General features: G+C 67.1%; 17 protein-coding genes. 9 read left to right on the top strand and 8 right to left on the bottom strand.

Annotated elements, in window-relative coordinates:
• Window positions 1-177: 177 nt before the first annotated feature.
• Window positions 178-2289 carry a phenylacetic acid degradation bifunctional protein PaaZ gene (paaZ, locus tag AC1DRE_RS09025; protein WP_476984302.1) on the bottom strand — a complete coding sequence of 704 codons (2112 nt, stop codon included), beginning with the start codon at window positions 2287-2289 and terminating at the stop codon, window positions 178-180.
• A gap of 136 nt (window positions 2290-2425) precedes the next feature.
• On the opposite strand from paaZ, the gene AC1DRE_RS09020 reads away from it, so the two are divergent.
• The 4 genes from AC1DRE_RS09020 to AC1DRE_RS09005 all read left to right on the top strand — a co-directional run bounded on the left by AC1DRE_RS09020 (window position 2426) and on the right by AC1DRE_RS09005 (window position 5602).
• Window positions 2426-2842 carry a PaaI family thioesterase gene (locus tag AC1DRE_RS09020; protein ID WP_476984301.1) on the top strand — a complete coding sequence of 139 codons (417 nt, stop codon included), beginning with the start codon at window positions 2426-2428 and terminating at the stop codon, window positions 2840-2842.
• A gap of 91 nt (window positions 2843-2933) precedes the next feature.
• Window positions 2934-3476, top strand: a complete 543-nt coding sequence (locus AC1DRE_RS09015) for a flavodoxin domain-containing protein (protein WP_476984300.1) — start codon at window positions 2934-2936, stop codon at window positions 3474-3476.
• Between the two features lie 43 nt (window positions 3477-3519).
• A complete protein-coding gene (locus tag AC1DRE_RS09010) occupies window positions 3520-4788 on the top strand; it encodes a wax ester/triacylglycerol synthase domain-containing protein (RefSeq protein WP_476984299.1) in 1269 nt (422 codons plus the stop codon).
• A gap of 106 nt (window positions 4789-4894) precedes the next feature.
• Window positions 4895-5602, top strand: coding sequence for a DUF4397 domain-containing protein (locus AC1DRE_RS09005; protein WP_476984298.1), 708 nt, complete (start codon window positions 4895-4897; stop codon window positions 5600-5602).
• A gap of 117 nt (window positions 5603-5719) precedes the next feature.
• On the opposite strand, the gene AC1DRE_RS09000 is transcribed toward AC1DRE_RS09005, so the two are convergent.
• Window positions 5720-6319: a ferritin gene (locus AC1DRE_RS09000; protein ID WP_476984297.1), complete on the bottom strand. Its 600-nt coding sequence runs from the start codon at window positions 6317-6319 to the stop codon at window positions 5720-5722.
• Between the two features lie 255 nt (window positions 6320-6574).
• Here AC1DRE_RS09000 and AC1DRE_RS08995 point away from each other — a divergent pair, with 255 nt between their 5' ends.
• The 3 genes from AC1DRE_RS08995 (at window position 6575) to AC1DRE_RS08985 (ending at window position 9344) form a co-directional block, all read left to right on the top strand.
• Window positions 6575-7150, top strand: coding sequence for an RNA polymerase sigma factor (locus AC1DRE_RS08995; protein ID WP_476984296.1), 576 nt, complete (start codon window positions 6575-6577; stop codon window positions 7148-7150).
• Entirely contained in the window at window positions 7137-7973 is an 837-nt protein-coding gene (locus AC1DRE_RS08990; protein ID WP_476984295.1) for an anti-sigma factor, read from the top strand. The genes AC1DRE_RS08995 and AC1DRE_RS08990 overlap by 14 nt, the downstream gene beginning before the upstream one ends.
• Window positions 7974-8117: 144 nt before the next feature.
• Window positions 8118-9344 (top strand): globin domain-containing protein, encoded by a 1227-nt coding sequence (locus AC1DRE_RS08985; protein ID WP_476984294.1) that lies wholly within the window; start codon window positions 8118-8120, stop codon window positions 9342-9344.
• An 80-nt stretch (window positions 9345-9424) separates the two neighbouring features.
• On the opposite strand, the gene AC1DRE_RS08980 is transcribed toward AC1DRE_RS08985, so the two are convergent.
• Together AC1DRE_RS08980 and AC1DRE_RS08975 are read right to left on the bottom strand one after the other, a co-directional pair.
• Entirely contained in the window at window positions 9425-12049 is a 2625-nt protein-coding gene (locus AC1DRE_RS08980; RefSeq protein WP_476984293.1) for a S1 family peptidase, read from the bottom strand.
• Window positions 12050-12068: 19 nt separating this feature from the next.
• Window positions 12069-12782: a tyrosine-protein phosphatase gene (locus AC1DRE_RS08975; RefSeq protein WP_476984292.1), complete on the bottom strand. Its 714-nt coding sequence runs from the start codon at window positions 12780-12782 to the stop codon at window positions 12069-12071.
• A 190-nt stretch (window positions 12783-12972) separates the two neighbouring features.
• Between AC1DRE_RS08975 and AC1DRE_RS08970 the strand changes: the two genes are divergently transcribed.
• Window positions 12973-13800: an SGNH/GDSL hydrolase family protein gene (locus AC1DRE_RS08970; protein WP_476984291.1), complete on the top strand. Its 828-nt coding sequence runs from the start codon at window positions 12973-12975 to the stop codon at window positions 13798-13800.
• Here the strand turns inward: AC1DRE_RS08970 and AC1DRE_RS08965 are convergent.
• Window positions 13797-14405, bottom strand: coding sequence for a GNAT family N-acetyltransferase (locus AC1DRE_RS08965; RefSeq protein WP_476984290.1), 609 nt, complete (start codon window positions 14403-14405; stop codon window positions 13797-13799). The two genes, AC1DRE_RS08970 and AC1DRE_RS08965, sit on opposite strands and share 4 nt — an antisense overlap.
• 36 nt (window positions 14406-14441) lie before the next feature.
• Between AC1DRE_RS08965 and AC1DRE_RS08960 the strand changes: the two genes are divergently transcribed.
• Window positions 14442-14882 carry an SRPBCC family protein gene (locus AC1DRE_RS08960; RefSeq protein WP_476984289.1) on the top strand — a complete coding sequence of 147 codons (441 nt, stop codon included), beginning with the start codon at window positions 14442-14444 and terminating at the stop codon, window positions 14880-14882.
• A 73-nt stretch (window positions 14883-14955) separates the two neighbouring features.
• Here the strand turns inward: AC1DRE_RS08960 and AC1DRE_RS08955 are convergent, their stop codons facing one another.
• The 3 genes from AC1DRE_RS08955 to AC1DRE_RS08945 are packed head-to-tail and all read right to left on the bottom strand — an operon-like array spanning window position 14956 to window position 17899.
• Window positions 14956-15858 carry a 3-hydroxyacyl-CoA dehydrogenase family protein gene (locus tag AC1DRE_RS08955; RefSeq protein ID WP_476984288.1) on the bottom strand — a complete coding sequence of 301 codons (903 nt, stop codon included), beginning with the start codon at window positions 15856-15858 and terminating at the stop codon, window positions 14956-14958.
• Between the two features lie 2 nt (window positions 15859-15860).
• Window positions 15861-16670, bottom strand: a complete 810-nt coding sequence (locus tag AC1DRE_RS08950) for an enoyl-CoA hydratase/isomerase family protein (RefSeq protein ID WP_476984287.1) — start codon at window positions 16668-16670, stop codon at window positions 15861-15863.
• Window positions 16670-17899, bottom strand: coding sequence for a thiolase family protein (locus AC1DRE_RS08945; RefSeq protein WP_476984286.1), 1230 nt, complete (start codon window positions 17897-17899; stop codon window positions 16670-16672). Before AC1DRE_RS08945 ends, AC1DRE_RS08950 begins: the two co-directional genes overlap by 1 nt.
• Window positions 17900-17988: the final 89 nt, after the last annotated feature.

Genomic DNA, 17988 nt, shown 5'->3' with positions numbered 1-17988 from the left:
CTGAAAATTTTACGCCGGGGCAGGGCGGAAAGATCTTACGAAACCCTCTCTCAGATCCTGCCGCCCAAACCCCCAACGCTCTCTCACCGGGGTGAGAGAGCGTCGGGGGAAAACCCACCAAAAGTGAGAGAGCGTTGGGGGGAAACCCACCAAAAGTGAGAGAGCGTCGGGTGGGCGCTACTTCTCCACGAGGGTGAGGACGTCGTAGGTGGCCACGATTTCGTCGTTCTGGTTGGTCAGGACGGCGTCCCAGGCCACCTCGCCGTACTCGTCGGTCTCGCGCGGGGTGATCTTCTTCGCCGTCAGGGTGACGCGGATGGAGTCCCCCGCGGCCACCGGAGTGATGAAACGCAGGCTCTCCAGGCCGTAGTTGGCCAGAACGGGACCCGGAGCCGGCTCGACGAACAGCCCGGCACCCCAAGCCAGCAGCAGGTAGCCATGCGCCACGATGCCCGGGAAGAACGGGTTGGCTTCGGCGGCCGCCTGGTTGGTGTGCGCGTAGAAGGTGTCGCCCGTGGAATTGGCGAACGCGGTGATGTCCTCCAGCGTGACCTGGCGCAGCTCGGACCGGACAGCGTCTCCGATGTGCAGGCTCGCCAGCGACTTCCGGAACGGGTGGGTGCCTTCGGTCTCAATCGTGAAGTTGCGGTCCGCGCCCGTGTGCCAGACGCCGGTGACGGCGGTGAGCATGTTGGGCGAGCCCTGGATGGCGGTGCGCTGCATGTGGTGCATCACCGAGCGGATGCCGCCCAGTTCCTCGCCGCCGCCGGCGCGTCCCGGTCCGCCGTGGACCAGGTGCGGGACCGGTGAACCGTGGCCGGTGGAGCTGCGGGCGTCCTCGCGGTTGAGCATCAGCACGCGGCCGTGGTGCGCGGCAATCCCGGTGACCAGTTCGCGGGCGACCTCGGGATCGTTGGTGCACACCGAAGCCACCAACGAGCCGCCGCCACGGGCGGCGAGGCGCACGGCGTCGGCCAGGTCGGTGTAGCCGATCACCGAGGACACCGGGCCGAAGGCTTCCAGCGAGTGGACTTCCTCGGCTTCGGCGTCCGCCCAGCTGAGCAGCACCGGGGACATGAAAGCACCGTCTTCGACGACGCCTTTGGCTCCGTCGGCGCGGGTGACCGACGGCGAATCGAGGGTGCCGTACGCAAGCTCGCCGCCGGCGTCGAGCATGGACTGAACAGCGGCGCGGACATCGGCCAGCTGCTCAAGGGAAGCGAGCGCACCCATGGTGACGCCCTCGGCACGAGGATCACCCAGCACCACGCGTTCCTCGATGCGGGCACCCACGGCGGCAACGACGTCGGACACCAGCTCCCGGGGCACGATGGTGCGCCGGATGGAGGTGCACTTCTGACCGGCTTTGACGGTCATTTCGGTGACCACGGACTTGATGAAGGCGTCGAACTCGGGCGTGCCCTTGACCGCGTCCGGGCCCAGGATGGCGGCGTTGAGCGAGTCCGTCTCCGAGGTGAAGCGGACGCCGCCCTGCACAACGTTCGGGTGCGACTTCAGCGCGTTGGCCGTCGACGCGGAGCCGGTGAAGGCCACCAGGTCGCGGTAGTCGAGGTGGTCCAGGATGGTGCGGGCCGAGCCGGAGATGAGCTGCAGCGAGCCCTTCGGCAGGATGTTGGACTCGATCATGGCCTTGACCACGGCCGCGGCCACGTAGCCCGTGGGAGTTGCGGGCTTGACGATGGTGGGAACGCCGGCGATGAAGGCGGGCGCGAACTTCTCCAGCATGCCCCACACCGGGAAGTTGAAGGCGTTGATCTGCACGGCGACGCCCGGGATGCGGGTGTAGATGTGCTCGCCGGCGAAGGAACCGTCGCGGGACAGCACCTCCATGGGGCCGTCCACCACCACCTGGGAGTTGGGCAGCTCGCGGCGGCCCTTGGAGCCGAAGGTGAAGAGCACGCCGATGCCGCCGTCGATGTCCACCATGGAATCGATCTTGGTGGCACCGGTCTGCGCGGACAGCTCGTAGAAGTGGTCGCGGCGCGCGTTCAGGTACTGCGCCAGTTCCTTCAGCTTGAGGGCGCGCTGGTGGAAGGTCAGCGTGCCGAGTTCCTTCTGGCCGGTGGTGCGGCCGTAATCCACGACGTCGGCAAGGTCCAGTCCCTCGGTGCTCACCTTCGCGAGGAGTTCTCCTGTGCTGGCGTCCAGGACCGGAACAGCGGAAGCCGCGGCTCCGGCGTCGGGCGTCCACCAGGAGTCCCGGACGAAACTGGGGACTGTCTCAACAGTGTCCAGTGAGGATTTCGGAGCAGTTGCTGTGGTGGTCATCGTTGACGGGTCCTTCCAACGGGGGGCAAGATCTTCACGGTCAGAGCATTACTGACCGTCCGTTCGGTAATATGTCTACAGTACATGAATGTGCCTTGCTGCACACTAGAGGAAGACCAAGGAAAGAAAGGTGGCCATGCAGCCCGAAACAGGCAGCCCGGAACTGTGGAAAATCACACTGGGCGAACTCGACGAGAAAATGGGCGTGAAAATCCTCGAGGAATCAGTGGAGCGCGTTGTCGCCACCATGCCTGTGGAAGGTAACCGGCAGTCGTTCGGGCTGCTCCACGGCGGTGCGTCACTGGCCGTGGGCGAGGCCGTGGGGTCCTGGGCCGCCGTGATCCACGCCAGCACCCTGGGCAAGACGGCGGTGGGTGTGGACGTGTCCGCGACCCACCACAAGTCAGCGCGCGAAGGGCAGATCACCATCACGGCCACGCCCATCCACCTGGGCGGAACGCTGACCACGCACGAGGTCCTGCTCACCAACGACGCCGGCCAGCGCCTGTGCACCCTGCGGATCACCAACCTGCTGCTGGACCGGAAGAACTAACGACGCGGGGGAAACTTGCCCGTGCCGGGACTTATGGCACGTTCGAATCGGCTCAGCTTCCATGAGACTGAGAAGGGAAGGAGGCCCCGTTATGACTGTTCTTGTGGCCTATGCAAGCGAGCTGGGTTCCACCAGGGAGATAGCCGAGCACATGGCCTCCCGTATTGCGGTTGCACTGGGCGCGGTCGAGTGCCGGTCCGTGGAGGAGGTCGATTCTGTCTCCGGTTACGACGCTGTCATAGTCGGCAGCGCCATCCACAACCAGGCGTGGCTACCCCCGGCTGCGCTGTTCTTCACCCGCTTAGCACCCGAGCTGGCCAAACGACCCGTCTGGGCCTTCAACGTAGGGATGTCAGATGCATTGCCCAAGCCGTTCCGCAAGCGCGGTGCGGCACTGCAGCAGAAGCGTCTGAGAGGTCTTCTGCCCGAGGAAGTTCCGCTTCGCGACCACAGAATCTTCTCCGGTGTCTACCAGTCCGATCAGATGCCAGTACCGCTCCGGGTCTTGTTCCGGTTTACCGGTGGCCAGTTCGGGGACTTGCGGAACTGGGCGGCTGTCGACGCCTGGACGGATCAAATTACAGCCCAACTCGCTAAACCTGCTTCCACGGCTTCAGGCAGCATCACGCCATAGCTTCTCCTCACGGGCTGGCAGGACCGGCTGCTACCCTTTTTCCATGCGCCCGGCAACACACCGGCTCGCCGCGGTCGACGAGGCGAACTTGGTGCTTGACCACGCCGGTCAGGTCAACGTTTTCCTGGTCGCCGGCCTGCTGACGGCGGGCGGCTTCGTCGGTCCCGATGGCACGCCTGACCTGACCGCCCTGCGCGCTTCCCTTCGCGATCGGATCACGACGCTGCCGCAGCTCCGGAAGATAGCTGTGGCCACGGGTCGCCGGCATCGCTGGGTTGAGGCGACGCCCGATCTCGAGCACCACATCCGGCTCATTGAGGCCGTCGACGGGCTCGCTGGCTTCGAGCAGACGTGCGGGGAACTGATGAGTGCGCCGCTGGGACTGGATCGTCCATACTGGGAGATTCTGGTGGTGCCGGGTGCGACCGTGGGTGGGCTCGGGGTCGTGCTGCGCATCCACCATGCTGTCGCCGACGGGGTGGCGGCGGCAGCGATCGTACAGCAGCTCTTCGACCCCGTGGAATCGCGGGGGACGCCGGCGCACGTGCCTCGTGTCCTAGTGCCGAGGCAGGCACCGCGACGCGACCTACGGCAGATCCTCGGACGGCTCGGCTTCGGTCTGCGCCGCATGCAGATGACCCTGAGCGGTCGTGAGGTCGGTCCCACGGTGCTGCTCGGTGAGCGTAGTGCGCATCGCGGGGTTGTGTTCCTGGATGCCGACCTCGCTGCGCTCGAGGCGCATGTTCGGCCGCTCGGCGCCACCGTCAATGATGCCCTGCTCGCTGCAGTGGCGTTGGGTTACCGGGCGGCGCTTTCCACCGCCGGAGAGCGGATCCCTGCCCGGCTACCCGTCTCCGTGCCGGTCGCACTGCAGCGCCGCGGGACAGCGGGGAACCAAGTCGGGGTCATGCTCGTGCGGCTGCCGCTCGGCGAGGTCGAACCCGACGAACGCGTCCGGCTCATCGCGGAACAGACCCGGGAGGAGAAGGCGCGGGCGAGGGAGCAGGGAACGCTCGAGTTCATGCGCGGCCCGATCGGCGTACGCATCATGGACCGCATGGCTCGAAGGCAGCATCTCGTCGCAGGGTTCGTCACCAACGTGCCAGGCCCGGCCGGCACCTTTCGCCTCGCAGGCGCCCCGGTCGTCGCGATCTGGCCGGTTGCCGTGCTCGCCGGCAACGTACGGCTCGGCGTCGCTGCTGTCTCCTACGCCGGCCGGCTCCACTGCGGCATCCATTTCGACGCGGAAAACGTGCCCGGAGCAACCTTCGCGCGCGCTATGGGCGAGGAACTGGCGCGGCTGGGCTCGTGACCCCAAAAAACTTCATGACTTTGCATCCAAAGAGGGCCTCCGGCCGGTAGTAAGGGCGTAAGCACAAACACAGCCCGTCACCGGGCGTCCCTCTGAGGAGTTTGAAATGCACAAAACAACCTACGCCGCCGGAGCACTGTCGCTCCTGGCTGCACTGACCTTCGCGACCCCGGCCCAGGCCGGCGGCTGGCACCACGACGATGCCCCTGCGAAGCTCTCGGTCCTGCACGGCGTGCCCGGCCTGACCGTGGACGTGTGGGTGGACGGCAACCTCACGCTGGATGACTTCACCCCCGGCACCCTGGCCGGTCCGCTGGAGCTCGCGGCCGGCGACTACGAAATCGCCATCACCGCCGCGGACGCCACCAGCGCCGACAATCCCGTCATCGGGCCGGTGGACGTTGAACTCGACGGCGGCGGAGACTACACGGCGGTGGCCCATCTCGACGCCGACGGCGCCCCGACGGCCACGCTGTTCGCCAACGACACGAAGGCCCCGCGCAACGACAGCAAAGGCAAGCTGACGGTCCGGCACGTAGCCGCGGCCCCCGCCGTCGACGTCCTGGCCGGCGGAACGGCCGTGATCGAGGGACTCAGCAATCCGGACGAGGCGACCCTGAAGCTGGAGGCCGGGACCGTCTCGGCGTCCGTTGCCGCGGCCGGAACCACAGCTCCGGTGATCGGGCCGGCTGACGTTACCGTCGAGGCCGGCAAGAACACGATTGTCTACGCCTGGGGAAGCCTGGCCGACGGCACGCTGGCTGTGGCTGTCCAGGCAGTTGACTCCTCCGAGCGGTGGTGCGGACGCCACTGAGGCCGCACCTAAGAACGTCGTGCGCCTTCACTGAAAACCGCTGCCGGCGGGGCCGCCTGACAGGCGGCCCCGCCGTCGTGCCCGCACCGCCTGCGTCAGCGTGCCCCCGCCCCTGCGTCAGAGTGCCCCGCCCGCCGCTTCCGGCGTTGCGGAGTCGTGGCTGGCGCCGCCGTGGCCGCCGCCGTGATGGTGACCGCCGTGGCCTCCTCCGTGACCGCCGCCCCCGCCGCCGCCGGAGTCGCCCACCCTTTCGCGGGCAAGGAACATTTCGACATCGAAGAGGTTGTCCGCGCGGCGCGCAACATTCAGGAGCGTGGACATGGATGCCACCTCTTCCACCTGCTCCTTGAGGAACCAGAGCATGAACTGCTCACCCAGGGGGTCGTTTTCCGCCCGCGCCGTCGCGAACAGCTCCTTGATGCGGTCCGTGACTTCGACCTCCTGGGCCAAAGCCAGGACCAGGGGTTCCTCCGCCGACGTGAAGTCGTTCCGGACCGGCTCAATTCCGGGGATCGTGATCCTGATGCCGCGGTCCAGGATGTACCGCACCATCATCATGGCGTGGTTCCGTTCCTCCAGCGACTGCCGGTAGAAGTGCTTGGCCAGCCGGGGCAAATCCTGCCCGTCGAACCAGGCGGCTATGGCGATGTACTGCTGCGATGCTGCGAATTCGTTGCCCACCTGTTTGGCAAGCAGGTCATTGAATGTGGCGCTCATGGGGCACTCCTCGAGTCGGGGTACAAGGCTGAGGACCTGCGGCACAAAGGCTCGTCTTGGCCCGGGGTTGCCGGAGGGCCTGAAATGAGCTTGCTCCGGTGCGGCGTCGGCGGTCAAGACCCTCCCGGCAGCTGCCCTGGCGCGCACCCATGGGTGCGCCTCTCGCCGCATCCATCGCCGCATCTATGGCGGACCGTCAGGCGGCACGGCATAATGTGGTTCCACAGGTCTCACTGCCGCTCGAAGGAGCCACCGATGACGCCTGCCGGCCCGCAAGATTGGGACGCTGCTCTCGATCATGCGTTCGCAGCCGGCCAGGAAGCTGCACTCGCCGAGGCCTACAGGCGGCTGAGCCCGCTGGTGTACACCCTGGCACTGCGATCGCTGGGGGAACGCGCAGCAGCCGACGACGTCACCCAGGAAGTGTTTATCCGGGCCTGGAAATCACGCTCCAGCTACCGGCCCGAAGCCGCCCGACTGCCGGCCTGGCTGGTGGGGATCACCCGCAACGCCATTGCCGATGCGTTGTCCGCCCGCATGCGCCGGCAGGAGTTGGAGCACGCGGCCGGCCAGTTTGCAGGTGATGGCCTCGCCGCAGCTCCACCGGCAGCTGACGTGGAAGCCGTGGCCGACCGCATAACCTTGGAGGAAGAGCTGGAGCGGTTGGGCGATCCACAGAAGGCGATCATGAAGCTGGCGTTCTACGAGGACCTCACACACGATGAGATCTCGTCGCGCCTGCAACTGCCGCTCGGTACCGTCAAGAGCCATATCCGGCGCAGCCTCACCCGGATGCGGACCCGCCTGGAGGTGGGCCATGAAGCATCTTGACGACGAGCAGCTGAGCCTGATGGCCCTTGGTGAACCAGCACTGACGCCGGCCGAGGCTGACCACCTGGCGTTCTGCAGTGACTGCGCCGGCACTCTCGCGGCGCTGGAACGCACCGTCCATGCCGCCACGATCGATCCCGCCGAAGTGGAACTGGCAACGCCCGGACCGCACAACTGGACAGCCATCCACCAGGCGTTGGGCCTTTCCCCTGACCAGGCGCATGACCCGTTGGGCCGGAAGGGGTCGTGGGGCAGTTCAACGACGACGACGGCGGGCACCGCGACTGAGTCACCGACGACGGCGGGCACCGCGCCTTTCCGCACTCGCGTCCGCGAACGGCGTCCCGGTTCCACGGGCCGCCGGTGGGTGGCGACGGCCGCAGCGGCTGGGATCATGCTCGGCGCCGCCGCTGTGTGGGCAGCCTACAACTTCCTCGGGCAGGGCCCGGAAGCGGCGCCTTCACCCACCCCGACAGCTCCCCAGGCCGTGGTCATCGCCCAGGCGCCGCTGCAGCCGTTGGAGTCCTACACGGCCAACGGCAAGGCCCTGGTGGAGAAGCTCCCCGACGGATCCCGCCAGCTGGTGGTCCAGCTGTCCGACGGCCAGGTCAGCGGCTTCCGCGAAGTCTGGGTGATCTCGCCGGACCTGAGCAAACTCGTCAGTCTTGGCGTGCTGGATGGCGAACCCGGCGTCTTCGCGATCCCCGAAGGACTCGATCTTGCCGAGTACCCCATCGTGGATGTCTCCAACGAGCCGTTCGACGGCAACCCCGGGCACTCCTCGGACAGCATTGCCCGCGGCGAGCTGGCCGCTGAAAACTGAGAGGCTGGCGGGGGTTACACCCAGCTTCCTGTGCGGTGAAAGTGCCAATCGGCCCATAAGTGGACGGACCCTGCCTGCTAGGTTTGGTGTGCTGAGCAACGAACACCACCTGCTTAAAACCGGTATCACCGGAAGGGATCCATCATGCTCTCAGACACCTCCGCTCCTGTCATCAAGGCAACGCTGCCTGTCGTAGGCGAGCACATCGAGGAGATAGCCAAACGGTTCTACCAGCACATGTTCGAGGCGCGTCCGGACCTTCTGGACGGCCTCTTCAACAGGGGTAACCAGGCGGACGGCCGGCAGCAGCAGGCATTGGCGGGCTCCATCGCGGCATTCGCCGGATTCCTCGTGGACAAACCCGATCAACTGCCGGACCATCTGCTCTCCCGGATAGCCCACAAGCACGTCTCACTCGGCCTGAGCCCGGACCAGTATCAGGTTGTCCACGACCATCTGATGTGGGCCATTGTGGATGTGCTCGGAGACGCCGTCACACCCGACGTCGCAGCGGCCTGGGACGAGGTCTACTGGCTCATGGCCAACATGCTCATCAACAAGGAGCGGGGACTCTACAACGCCGTGCATCTCTCGCCCGAGACGATCTGGCGGACCTGGCGCGTTGCCCGGCGGATCCAGGAAACTGACGACGTGGTCACGTTCATCGTGGAACGGACCGACGAGCGCGACGTCAAACCGTCCCTGCCCGGCCAGTACGTCACCATCAAGATGGCCATGCATGACGGCGTGCACCAGCCCAGGCAATACAGCCTCACCAGGGCCGACGACGGGCATCACCGGCAGTTCGCGGTGAAGCGGGTTCATGGCCTCCCGACGCCCGATGGCGAAATGTCCAACTTCCTCCACGACGAGGTCCACGAGGGCGACGAGGTGGTGCTTTCGGTACCCTTCGGTGACGTGGTCCTGGAATACACGGACAGGCCTGTGGTCCTGGCCAGCGCGGGCATCGGCATCACGCCCATGGCTGGAATGCTTTCCCATCTGGTGAAGTCCGGTTCCCGACGCCAGGTCATGCTCCTGCACGCGGATGACTCGGCAGAATCTTTCCCGCTGCGGGCCCAGGTCACCGAGGATCTGGCAAAACTGCCGGACGCGTCGTTGAGCACGTGGTTCCTTGAGCCTGCGGTCCCGGGGACGGGCGGAACCGGCGGGGCCGGGGGTGCGCCGGAATTCGAAGGTTTTATGGACGTCAACGCCGTCGATCTGCCCGACGACGCCGAATACTATCTCTGCGGCCCCCTGCCCTTCCTCAAGTCAGTCCGGAGCGCGCTTGTTGCACAGGGCGTCCCGGCCAAGGACATCCAGTACGAAGTGTTCGGCCCGGACCTCTGGCTGGCCGATTTCCAGTAGCACTGAGTTTTTGTCCACTTATCGCGAGATATGGCACCTTTTGGACGCAATAAGTGGACAAAAACTCGAGGGCGTCTTGCTCAGCGGCGGGAGCGGCGCCTGGCCAGGACCAACGCGATGCCGCCGAGGACCAGAACCCCGGCCCCGACACCCGCAGCGGTGAGCAGGCCGTCGGCGCCGGTGGCCGGCAACTGGCCCGAGATGCCTGCCGGGGTGACGCCGGCGGGGGTAATAGCGGCGGGGGCAACCACTGGAGCGGGGTCAACCACAAAGGTGACGGTCACCGGAACCGAGGCAACGCCGTCGACCGTTTGGCTGGCCGACGCCGTATGCGTGCCGGCCGCGAGTCCCGCCGGAAGCGGCGAGCTCCAGGTGCCGTTCGACGGGGCCCGCGCCGGTGCGGCGCCGTCGATGGTCACGGTCACCGCCGCGCCGTTGAGCGCGGTACCGGTGATCTGGCCGGGAACCGCGTCGTGGGCAAAATGCTGGCCGCCCTGGATGTTGGTGACCGCGGGCGCCGGCGGTGCAACCGTGAAGGTCCGGCCTGCCGGCGGGCTGTCTGCGATGCCGCGGGCGGTCTGGACTGCCGTGACGGTGAAGGAACCGGCCCCCGCGTTCCCGGTGACGGGCACGGTCCAGTTTCCGTCGAGGCCAACCACGGCCTGCCCGGAGGCATCCCCGGAGATTTGCACGGTGGCGCCGGGGGTACCGGTGCCCTGAATGCGTTCGAGCGCCGTGAGGACTTCCCCGTCAGCCGGGCTGGCAATGGAAGGCGCCGGGAGGTCGGACGGCAGCACCGTGACGTCGAACGTACTGGCGCCGGAGTGGCTGAAGCCGTTGATGGTTTCGGCCGTAAACCGCAGCCGGCCGGCCGGAGACGGAGCAGTGAACTGCCAGTGCCCGGAGGCGTCGACGGGCACCTCTGCGGGAGCCTGGCCCGGCACCGTGATGCGGACGGTTGAACCTGCGGCGACGGCGGAGGCCGGAGCTGCCGGAACCTGTCCGGTGATGGGCTGCCCGAGCGCCACTCCGCCGCCCCCGGGCGGTTCCGTGAGCACGGGTTTGTTGAGGAACAGCTGGAGCTGAACACCGGGAAGCCTGGTCATGGCGTCCTCCAGGGTGGTGGCCACGGCGAAATTCGACGCTGAACCTGGCGCGTCACCCGCAGAGTGTGTGCCGACGGCGAAGTTTCCGCTGATCCACGGGCCGCCGGAGTCGCCGCCGCTGGACTGGACCGAGTTGGACAGGAAGCCGCGGAACGCCCGGAGATCGGAGGGGTCAGTGGCGGAATTAATGCCGCCCACGACGTAGATTCCCACCTCATCCACCGTGCCGCAGGACCAGCCGTCGGTGCGGCCGGAGCGGCAGACGGCCTGCCCGGGCGACGGCGGCGCGGTTCCGATGATCTTCACGGCCGTGGCACCGGGGTTTGTGGGAGCATCCCAGCGGGAGGCTGCAGGCTGAACAGCCAGGCCGGAGCGGATGGACTCGATCACTGCGATGTCCGTGCCGATGTTTCCCGGGTTGGCCTCGTCACCGGTGATCCACGAGTTTCCCGGCCCGCCGAACTGGCTGAAGCCGAGGGTGCCGAGAAGGTTGTTGGTTGGCGATTCGGGACGTTCCACGTTGGCCGTTGAAAGGGTTCCGTCGTCAGTGCAGTGGCCGGCGGTAAGAACTATCGGCTCCCCTGCCGGGCTGTAGGCGCCATACCCTGCGGAGCAGATGATTCCGTTGTTGAGGACAAACCCCTGCCCGCCGAAGAAGTCCTCCTCCGGGGCGAGCGGTTCGCCCTGCTCCAGCCGTACGTTCGAGTACCGCGCCACGAACTCGGACGGCGAGGCCGCCGGGGCTGACGATGTGGTGGCTGCGTGTGGGGCGGCGCCGGCCGGGGCCGCCGGGGCCGCCGGGGTTGTCGGGGTTGCCGGGGTTGCCGGAGCAACACCGGCCTCCGCCTGGTTGGTGCCGCCGGTGCGGATCACAAAACTGCCGTTGGCGTAGGCGACGGCCTGAAGGCCGGCGGCGCCAACTTCGCTGACGTAGTCCTTGAACAGCTGGTCCGTGCTGGCCGCGACCCGGTCCGGCGTTTCCGCGTCGGATGGTGTTCCCGCTGCGGCAGCAGCGCTGGGTGACGGCGCCGCGGGCGACGGTTCAGGGGCCGTCGGCGCCCCTCCTGATGGCTTCGGGGCCGGCGCCACCAGGACGAATTCACCGGACACACCCGGCTGACCCGCCGCGCCGGATCCTGCAGCATTGAGTTCAGCCACACGGGCCGCAAGCTCCGGGCCACTGCCCTCGACCACAATCCGGCCGTCCTTCAAGCTGATTCCCACATAGCCGGGCAGTCCGCGCAAGGAGGCAACGGCGTCGGCCGCGCGTTTGCCCTGGTCACCGGCGGCATTGAACTGTTCGAGCGTCATTCCCAGGTCGCGGAGGACGGCCTCCGTCAGGCCGGCATCGCTGATCGCGGGCGCGGAATCGCCCGCTTCGGGGGCCTGCGCAGCCACGGCGGGCGCCACCGGCGCCGCGGGCCCCGCGGGAGAGGCAGCAGGCGCCGTAGTGGCAGCAGCCGCTGAAGGACCAGGGAGCGGCGGACCGGACTCTGCGGCGGCGGGGCCTGCGAGGAAGGTGGAGCCGAGGGCCAGGGCGGCTGCGGCAGCGAGTCCCAAGGCGCGGTTGAAGCGGTTACGGCCGGAATGATGCGTCAAAGCGTCCCCCAAGTTTCGTTCACATCGCCACCCTTGTTGCCAGCCGGGACCGGATCGCAGCCAGCTCGGCCACGGTGATCCCGTGCCGCAGAAGATAGTTTGTGGTGTCCAGCCGCCGGACGAACTCGAGGGCTCCGCCGCCGCGCTTCTCCAGCAGGGGCAGCAGGGCGTGTTCCTCCAGGTAGCGCTCGTGCTTGTGGGGCACCGTGGCCGTGCGGTGGCGTTCGTTGATTCCCCGCATGGCGGCCTGATAGCCCGAAACAATCTCGTGGTCACCGGCGCCCGTGAGGTCCTGGAGCATGGCAGCGATCATGCCGCTGCGGTCCCGCCCGGCCGAACAGTGGATCACCACACCGGCGGGCGCAGCGGCGACGGCCCGGAAGACGGCCACGAGCCTGTCCGGAAACAGCCGGGCGTTGGCCGCGTAACAGTCCGGATCGTTCAGGTACGGGGAACAGAGTTCCTTGAACTCCGGGTGCTCCGGGTCTTCGGTGGGAGCATGCACCACGTCGAACGCCGCCAGCACGTCCGCGCCCACCTCGGGATCGGTCTCCCGGCGGCCGTGTTCGGCAGCGTTCCGCAGGTCGATCACCGTGCGGACGCCGTCGTCGTACGCCTGTTTCCAGCCCGCTTCGGTGACCCATTCCCGGCGTCCCATCCGGAACACGCTGCCGGAAATGCGCCACGCATTCACGGCTCCGTCCCAGTGCACGGGCTGTCCAGGCTGTTCCATCCAGCCAGCTAACCACAGACCCCTGCATCCGGCACCGGTACTCGCCGAAAAATGAGGTGCCAGCAAACAAACGGGTATGCCAAACGGTGTTCGCAGGGCCGGCGCAAGCGTACTCTTGGGCGTACTTGCGGCTTTGCCGCCCGCCCGCGGCACGCAGCCCGGCGCACAATTCAGAACAAAGGGGAAACTGATGGGTGACCGGATATTACGACGGCGGCGCGCGGCCTTCGCGGCAGGCCTGGCGACGCTTGCACTGGCGTTGGGAACCGCGGCGGGTCCGGCGACAGCCGCTCCGGCCCTGGCCTACGTTGCACTGGGTGACTCATTCGCTGCCGGACAGGGAGCCGGCCCGTATTTGGATGAGTGCTTTCGCAGCTCGCTCAGCTACCCGGCCGACGCCGTAGAAAAGAAGACCGTGCGCCTGGCCATCAATGCCGCGTGCCAGGGATCCACCACGGAAGTGGTTGTGGCCACGCAGCTCGAACGTCTGAACAAGAGCGTTGCGGTGGTGACCATTACCGCAGGAGGCAACAACCTCGACACCACCGGTCTGTTGGCCGTGTGCACGTCACCGGGCCAGGAGGCCGCCTGCTTGCAGGGCCTGCAGTCCCGTTCGATCGCGCTTGCCGAGGCACAGACCGGTTCCGGGCCCCTGTTCCAGGGCCTGGTGACCATGATCAACGCAGTGAAGGCCACGGCACCCGATGCCCGGGTCTATGTGACCGGATATCCGCTGCTGTTCCATTCACCTGAGCCCGGTTCGCTCCAGGAAACCGTGAACGGACTCACGCTGGGGCTCAATGCCGTGATCGCAGGGGCAACCGGTGCCGACGGTCCCGGAGGCGCACAGTACGTGGACGTAGCCGGAGCCTTCCTGGGCCACGGGATCGGCTCCGCGGACCCCTGGATCAACTACAACCCGTTTGTGCCGGGGCCGGAGAACTTCCATCCCAACGCGGCCGGGTACCGGGCCTACTCCGCGGCCCTCACCGCGGCCGGCGCCTACTCCATCCCCTAGCGCTGTTTCGCGAGCCTGAACTCCAGGCCGGTGCGGACCATCGGCCATTCGTGCTCGAGGATCGAGAAGACCACGGTGTCCCGGAGCGTGCCGTCCGCGGTCCGGCTGTGGTTGCGCAGCACGCCGTCCTGCTTGGCTCCGAGCCGGGCGATGGCTTCCCGGGACTGGTGGTTGAGCCAGTGCGTCCGGAATTCGACGGCCGGGCAGCCCAGCGTTTCGAAGGCATGCCGGAGCAGCTGCAGCTTCGAATCCGGGTTGCTGCCGCTGCCGTGCGAGGAAGCCGCGTTCCAGGTGGAGCCGATCTCCACGCGGGGAGTGGCGGCGTCGATGTTCATGTAAGTGGTCATCCCGATGACCCTGCCGGGGCCTCCGGTGGCGGGGTCGATCAGGCGGGTGGTGAACGGCAGCATGGAGCCCTGCTCCTGGAGCCCCAGCCGTCGGTCGATCTCGGCAGCCATGCCTTCAGGGGCGGGCACACTCGTGTACCAGAGCCTCCAGAGCTCGCCGTCGCGGGCCGCTTCCACCAGGCCGTCGTGGTGCGCGTGGCTTAGCGGCTCGAGGACGACGTATTGCCCGGTCAGCGTAATGGGTTCGATGGAAGTCACGGCACCATCCTAGGGGGCACCGGCTAGGCTTCTCGGATGATCACTGTTGCAGGAACCGTCCGCTCTCCCCTCGCCGCAGAACAAGCCTTCGCCTACCTGTCGGCATTTGAGCACACCGCCGAATGGGACCCGGGCACGCCCGTGGTGAAGAAGCTCTCCGAAGGGCCCGTTGCCGTGGGCCACCGGTACCACGCCGAAGCGGAATTCCGGGGCAAACGGCAGACCCTGGTCTACGAGGTGGTGGAACTGACCGGCAGCCACATCAAGCTCCGCGGCGAAAACAAGACGGTCATTTCCGAAGACTCGATCGACGTCTCGCCGGACGGCACCGGCTGCGCGGTGAAGTACACAGCCGAGTTCCAGCTCAAAGGCCTGCTCAAGATCGCCGAGCCCTTCATGAAACCGGCGTTTATGTCCCTGCGGGATCCCGCGATGAACGGCCTGAAGTCGGCCCTCGACGCCCGGGCAGCCGGCTAAGGGTTCCCAGCTTTAAGCCGTCCCGGCAAAGCCACCACGCTTACGCCGGCCAGGCGGCGCTAGGCCGCGAAGCTTACGCCGGCCAGTCGAAGAATCCCTTGCCGGTCTTCCGGCCCAGTTCCCCGCGGGCCACCTTGTCGCGCAGGATCTGCGGCGGCGCGAAGCGCTCCCCCAGGGTCGACTGCAGGTACTCCGCGATGCCCAGCCGGACATCCAGGCCCACGATGTCGGTGGTCCGCAGCGGCCCGGTGGGGTGCTTGTAGCCCAGCACCATGGCGTTGTCGATGTCCTCCGCGGACGCGACGCCCTCCTCCACCATGCGCATGGCTTCCAGCGCGATGGCCACGCCCAGCCGCGACGATGCGAAGCCGGGCGCGTCATTGACGACGACGGCGCTCTTGCCGAGTGCCTCGACCCACCTTTTCGCCGCAGCGGCAAGCTCCTCGGAGGTCTGCTCACCGAGCACCACTTCGATGAGCGTGGACGCCGGCACCGGGTTGAAGAAGTGCAGTCCCAGGAAGTTCTGCGGACGCTTCAGTTCGCGGGCCAGGCCGTTGACGGACAGCGAGGACGTGTTGGACGCGAGGTAGGCGTCGTCGGAAAGGCGCGCCTCGATTCCGCGGAGCGAGGTGACCTTCAGGTCCCAGTCCTCCGGGACGGCCTCCACCACCAGCTGGCGGTCCTTGAAGTCGTCGTAGTCCACGGTCACGGAGAGGCGGGAGGCCATCTCGTCCAGGTTGGCGTCCGTGGCGCCCCGTTCGATGCTCTTGGCTGCCGCGGACTCGACGCGTTCCCGGGCGGCTTCGGCGGAGGCTTCGTCCCGCTCAACCACCAGGACGTTGGCACCGTTGATCAGGAAGGCGTGGGCGATGCCGGCCCCCATGCGGCCGCCGCCGAGAACCCCAACGAAGTCGGGAAGGTTGGCGTCGGGAAAGTTGGCGCCGCGAAGGTTTGCCGGAAGTGCGGAGTTGCTCATGGTTACTGCTTCCCGTCGGACTGGTCTGAATTCTTGGCTGACTTCTTATCTAAGAAGGCCTGCATGCGGTCGAACTTCGCCTGGGATTCGAAAAGGATCCCCTGCGCCAGCTGGTCGATCAGCGGGTGCGCCTCGGCCGGTGCATGGAACACGGATTTGGTGATCCGCACGGCCAGCGGGTCCTGCCGGGCGATGCGGTCGGCGAGGCTGTGGGCTCCGTCCATCAGCACGGGGGCCTCGTGGATCTCCGTGATGAGGTTGACGGCGAGGGCCTGTTCGGCGCGCAGCACCAGACCCGCCAGCAGGATCTGTTTGGCAACGGGCTCGCCCACCAGTTCCTTCAGCCGCCAGCTGGCGCCGGCAGCGGCGAGGATGCCCAGGCCCGTCTCGGGGTTGCCGATGCGGACGCTGGGTGTGCCGATCCGGAAGTCCGCTGCGTAGGCAAGCTCGGCGCCGCCGCCCAGGCAGTAACCGTCCAGTGCGGCAATGACCGGCATGGGCAGCTTGGCGATCCGGACGAAAATCGTGGAGTTGATGCCCTGCAGCGCATCGTCCCGGCGCCGTTCACGCAGCTGGGCGATGTCCGCGCCCGACGCAAAGACGCCGTCGACGCCCGCGATGATGAGCACCTTGGGGTTCTGCTCCAGCGCGGCACACACGATGTGGAGTTCGTCCACCATCTGCTGGTCGATGGCGTTGCGGACCTCGGGGCGGTTGAGGAGCACCACCACGCGGTCGTCACGCTCCTCGACCAGGAGGGTGCGGAAGTCGTGGGTGCTCAAGTGTCCGTTCGCGCTGTCCGGAGCCGGCATTAGACACGCTCCAGCAGCATTGCAGTGCCCTGGCCGACGCCAATGCACATGGTGGCGAGACCCATTTTGGCGTCTTCGCGTTCCATCCGGCCCAGCAGGGTAATAGCGATCCGTGAGCCGCTCGAACCGAGCGGATGCCCCAGGCTGATGGCGCCGCCGTCGTTGTTCACAATGTCAGGGTCCAGGCCCAACCGCCGCATGCTGGCGAGCGACTGGGTGGCAAACGCTTCGTTGAGTTCGACGGCGCCGAGGTCGCCCACGCTGTAGCCGCTGCGGGCCAGCACTTTCTGGGTGGCGGGGACGGGGCCGATGCCCATGATCTCGGGTTCGCACCCCGCCGAGGCGCCGTCGATGATGCGGGCGCGGGGGGTGAGGCCCAGCTTCTGGATTGCTGCCTCGGACGCCACGATGATGGCTGAGGCGCCGTCGTTGAGGGTGGAGGAGTTGCCGGCGGTGACGATCGAGCCGCCCTTGACCACGGGGCGGAGCCCGGCCAGCACGTCCATGGTGGTCCCGGCGCGGGGTCCTTCGTCGGTGTCCACCACGGTTTCGCCCTTGCGGGTCTTGACCGTCACCGGCACGATTTCCTCGGCGAAGCGTCCGGCGGCGATGGCCGCGAGGGACCGTTCGTGCGAGCGGACGGCAAAGGCGTCGGCGTCTTCGCGGGAAATGCCGTCAACGCGGCCCAGTTCCTCCGCAGTCTCCGGCATGGAGTACGTCATCTTGCCGTCCCGGGAGAGTTCGCCCTTCTGGAACAGCGGGTTGGCGAACCGCCAGCCGATGGACGTGTCGAAGATTGCGCCGGGCTTGGCGAAGGCCGTCTGCGGCTTCTCCTGCACCCAGGGTGCCCGGCTCATGGATTCCACGCCGCCGGCAATCACGATGTCCGCGGCTCCGGACTTGATCATGTGGCTCGCCATGATGATGGCGCTCAACCCGGATGCACACAGCCGGTTCACCGTGATTCCGGAGATGTGGAGGGGAAGCCCCGCCAGCAGCGTGGCCATGCGTGCCACGTTGCGGTTTTCCTCGCCGGCGCCGTTGGCGTTGCCCAGGATCACTTCGTCGATGGAGTCGGGGTCGAGCCCGGCCCGTGAAACGGCCTCGCGGACCACGAGGGCGGCGAGGTCATCCGGGCGGATGGCTGAGAGCGCGCCTCCGTACCGGCCCACCGGAGTCCGGGCACCGCCCACCAAAAATGCCTGCGGTCCTGCTACTGCTGAGGCCATGGAAACACCCTTCACGCGATAAACGGCACTGTCATCTGCGGCGGCAAGAGCCCTGCGACTAATTTACCGACCGTTCGTTCTATAAAGAT

The organism is Arthrobacter sp. P4_H3, from assembly GCF_056400885.1.
Note: the sequence above shows the minus strand (reverse complement) of the source record. Positions and strands in the feature narration are given on the sequence as shown.

Coding starts and splice junctions, on each gene's coding strand:
- paaZ (WP_476984302.1), bottom strand. CDS start 2,289: ATGACCACCACAGCAACTGCTCCGAAATCCTCACTGGACACTGTTGAG.
- AC1DRE_RS09020 (WP_476984301.1), top strand. CDS start 2,426: ATGCAGCCCGAAACAGGCAGCCCGGAACTGTGGAAAATCACACTGGGC.
- AC1DRE_RS09015 (WP_476984300.1), top strand. CDS start 2,934: ATGACTGTTCTTGTGGCCTATGCAAGCGAGCTGGGTTCCACCAGGGAG.
- AC1DRE_RS09010 (WP_476984299.1), top strand. CDS start 3,520: ATGCGCCCGGCAACACACCGGCTCGCCGCGGTCGACGAGGCGAACTTG.
- AC1DRE_RS09005 (WP_476984298.1), top strand. CDS start 4,895: ATGCACAAAACAACCTACGCCGCCGGAGCACTGTCGCTCCTGGCTGCA.
- AC1DRE_RS09000 (WP_476984297.1), bottom strand. CDS start 6,319: ATGAGCGCCACATTCAATGACCTGCTTGCCAAACAGGTGGGCAACGAA.
- AC1DRE_RS08995 (WP_476984296.1), top strand. CDS start 6,575: ATGACGCCTGCCGGCCCGCAAGATTGGGACGCTGCTCTCGATCATGCG.
- AC1DRE_RS08990 (WP_476984295.1), top strand. CDS start 7,137: ATGAAGCATCTTGACGACGAGCAGCTGAGCCTGATGGCCCTTGGTGAA.
- AC1DRE_RS08985 (WP_476984294.1), top strand. CDS start 8,118: ATGCTCTCAGACACCTCCGCTCCTGTCATCAAGGCAACGCTGCCTGTC.
- AC1DRE_RS08975 (WP_476984292.1), bottom strand. CDS start 12,782: ATGGAACAGCCTGGACAGCCCGTGCACTGGGACGGAGCCGTGAATGCG.
- AC1DRE_RS08970 (WP_476984291.1), top strand. CDS start 12,973: ATGGGTGACCGGATATTACGACGGCGGCGCGCGGCCTTCGCGGCAGGC.
- AC1DRE_RS08960 (WP_476984289.1), top strand. CDS start 14,442: ATGATCACTGTTGCAGGAACCGTCCGCTCTCCCCTCGCCGCAGAACAA.
- AC1DRE_RS08955 (WP_476984288.1), bottom strand. CDS start 15,858: ATGAGCAACTCCGCACTTCCGGCAAACCTTCGCGGCGCCAACTTTCCC.
- AC1DRE_RS08950 (WP_476984287.1), bottom strand. CDS start 16,670: ATGCCGGCTCCGGACAGCGCGAACGGACACTTGAGCACCCACGACTTC.
- AC1DRE_RS08945 (WP_476984286.1), bottom strand. CDS start 17,899: ATGGCCTCAGCAGTAGCAGGACCGCAGGCATTTTTGGTGGGCGGTGCC.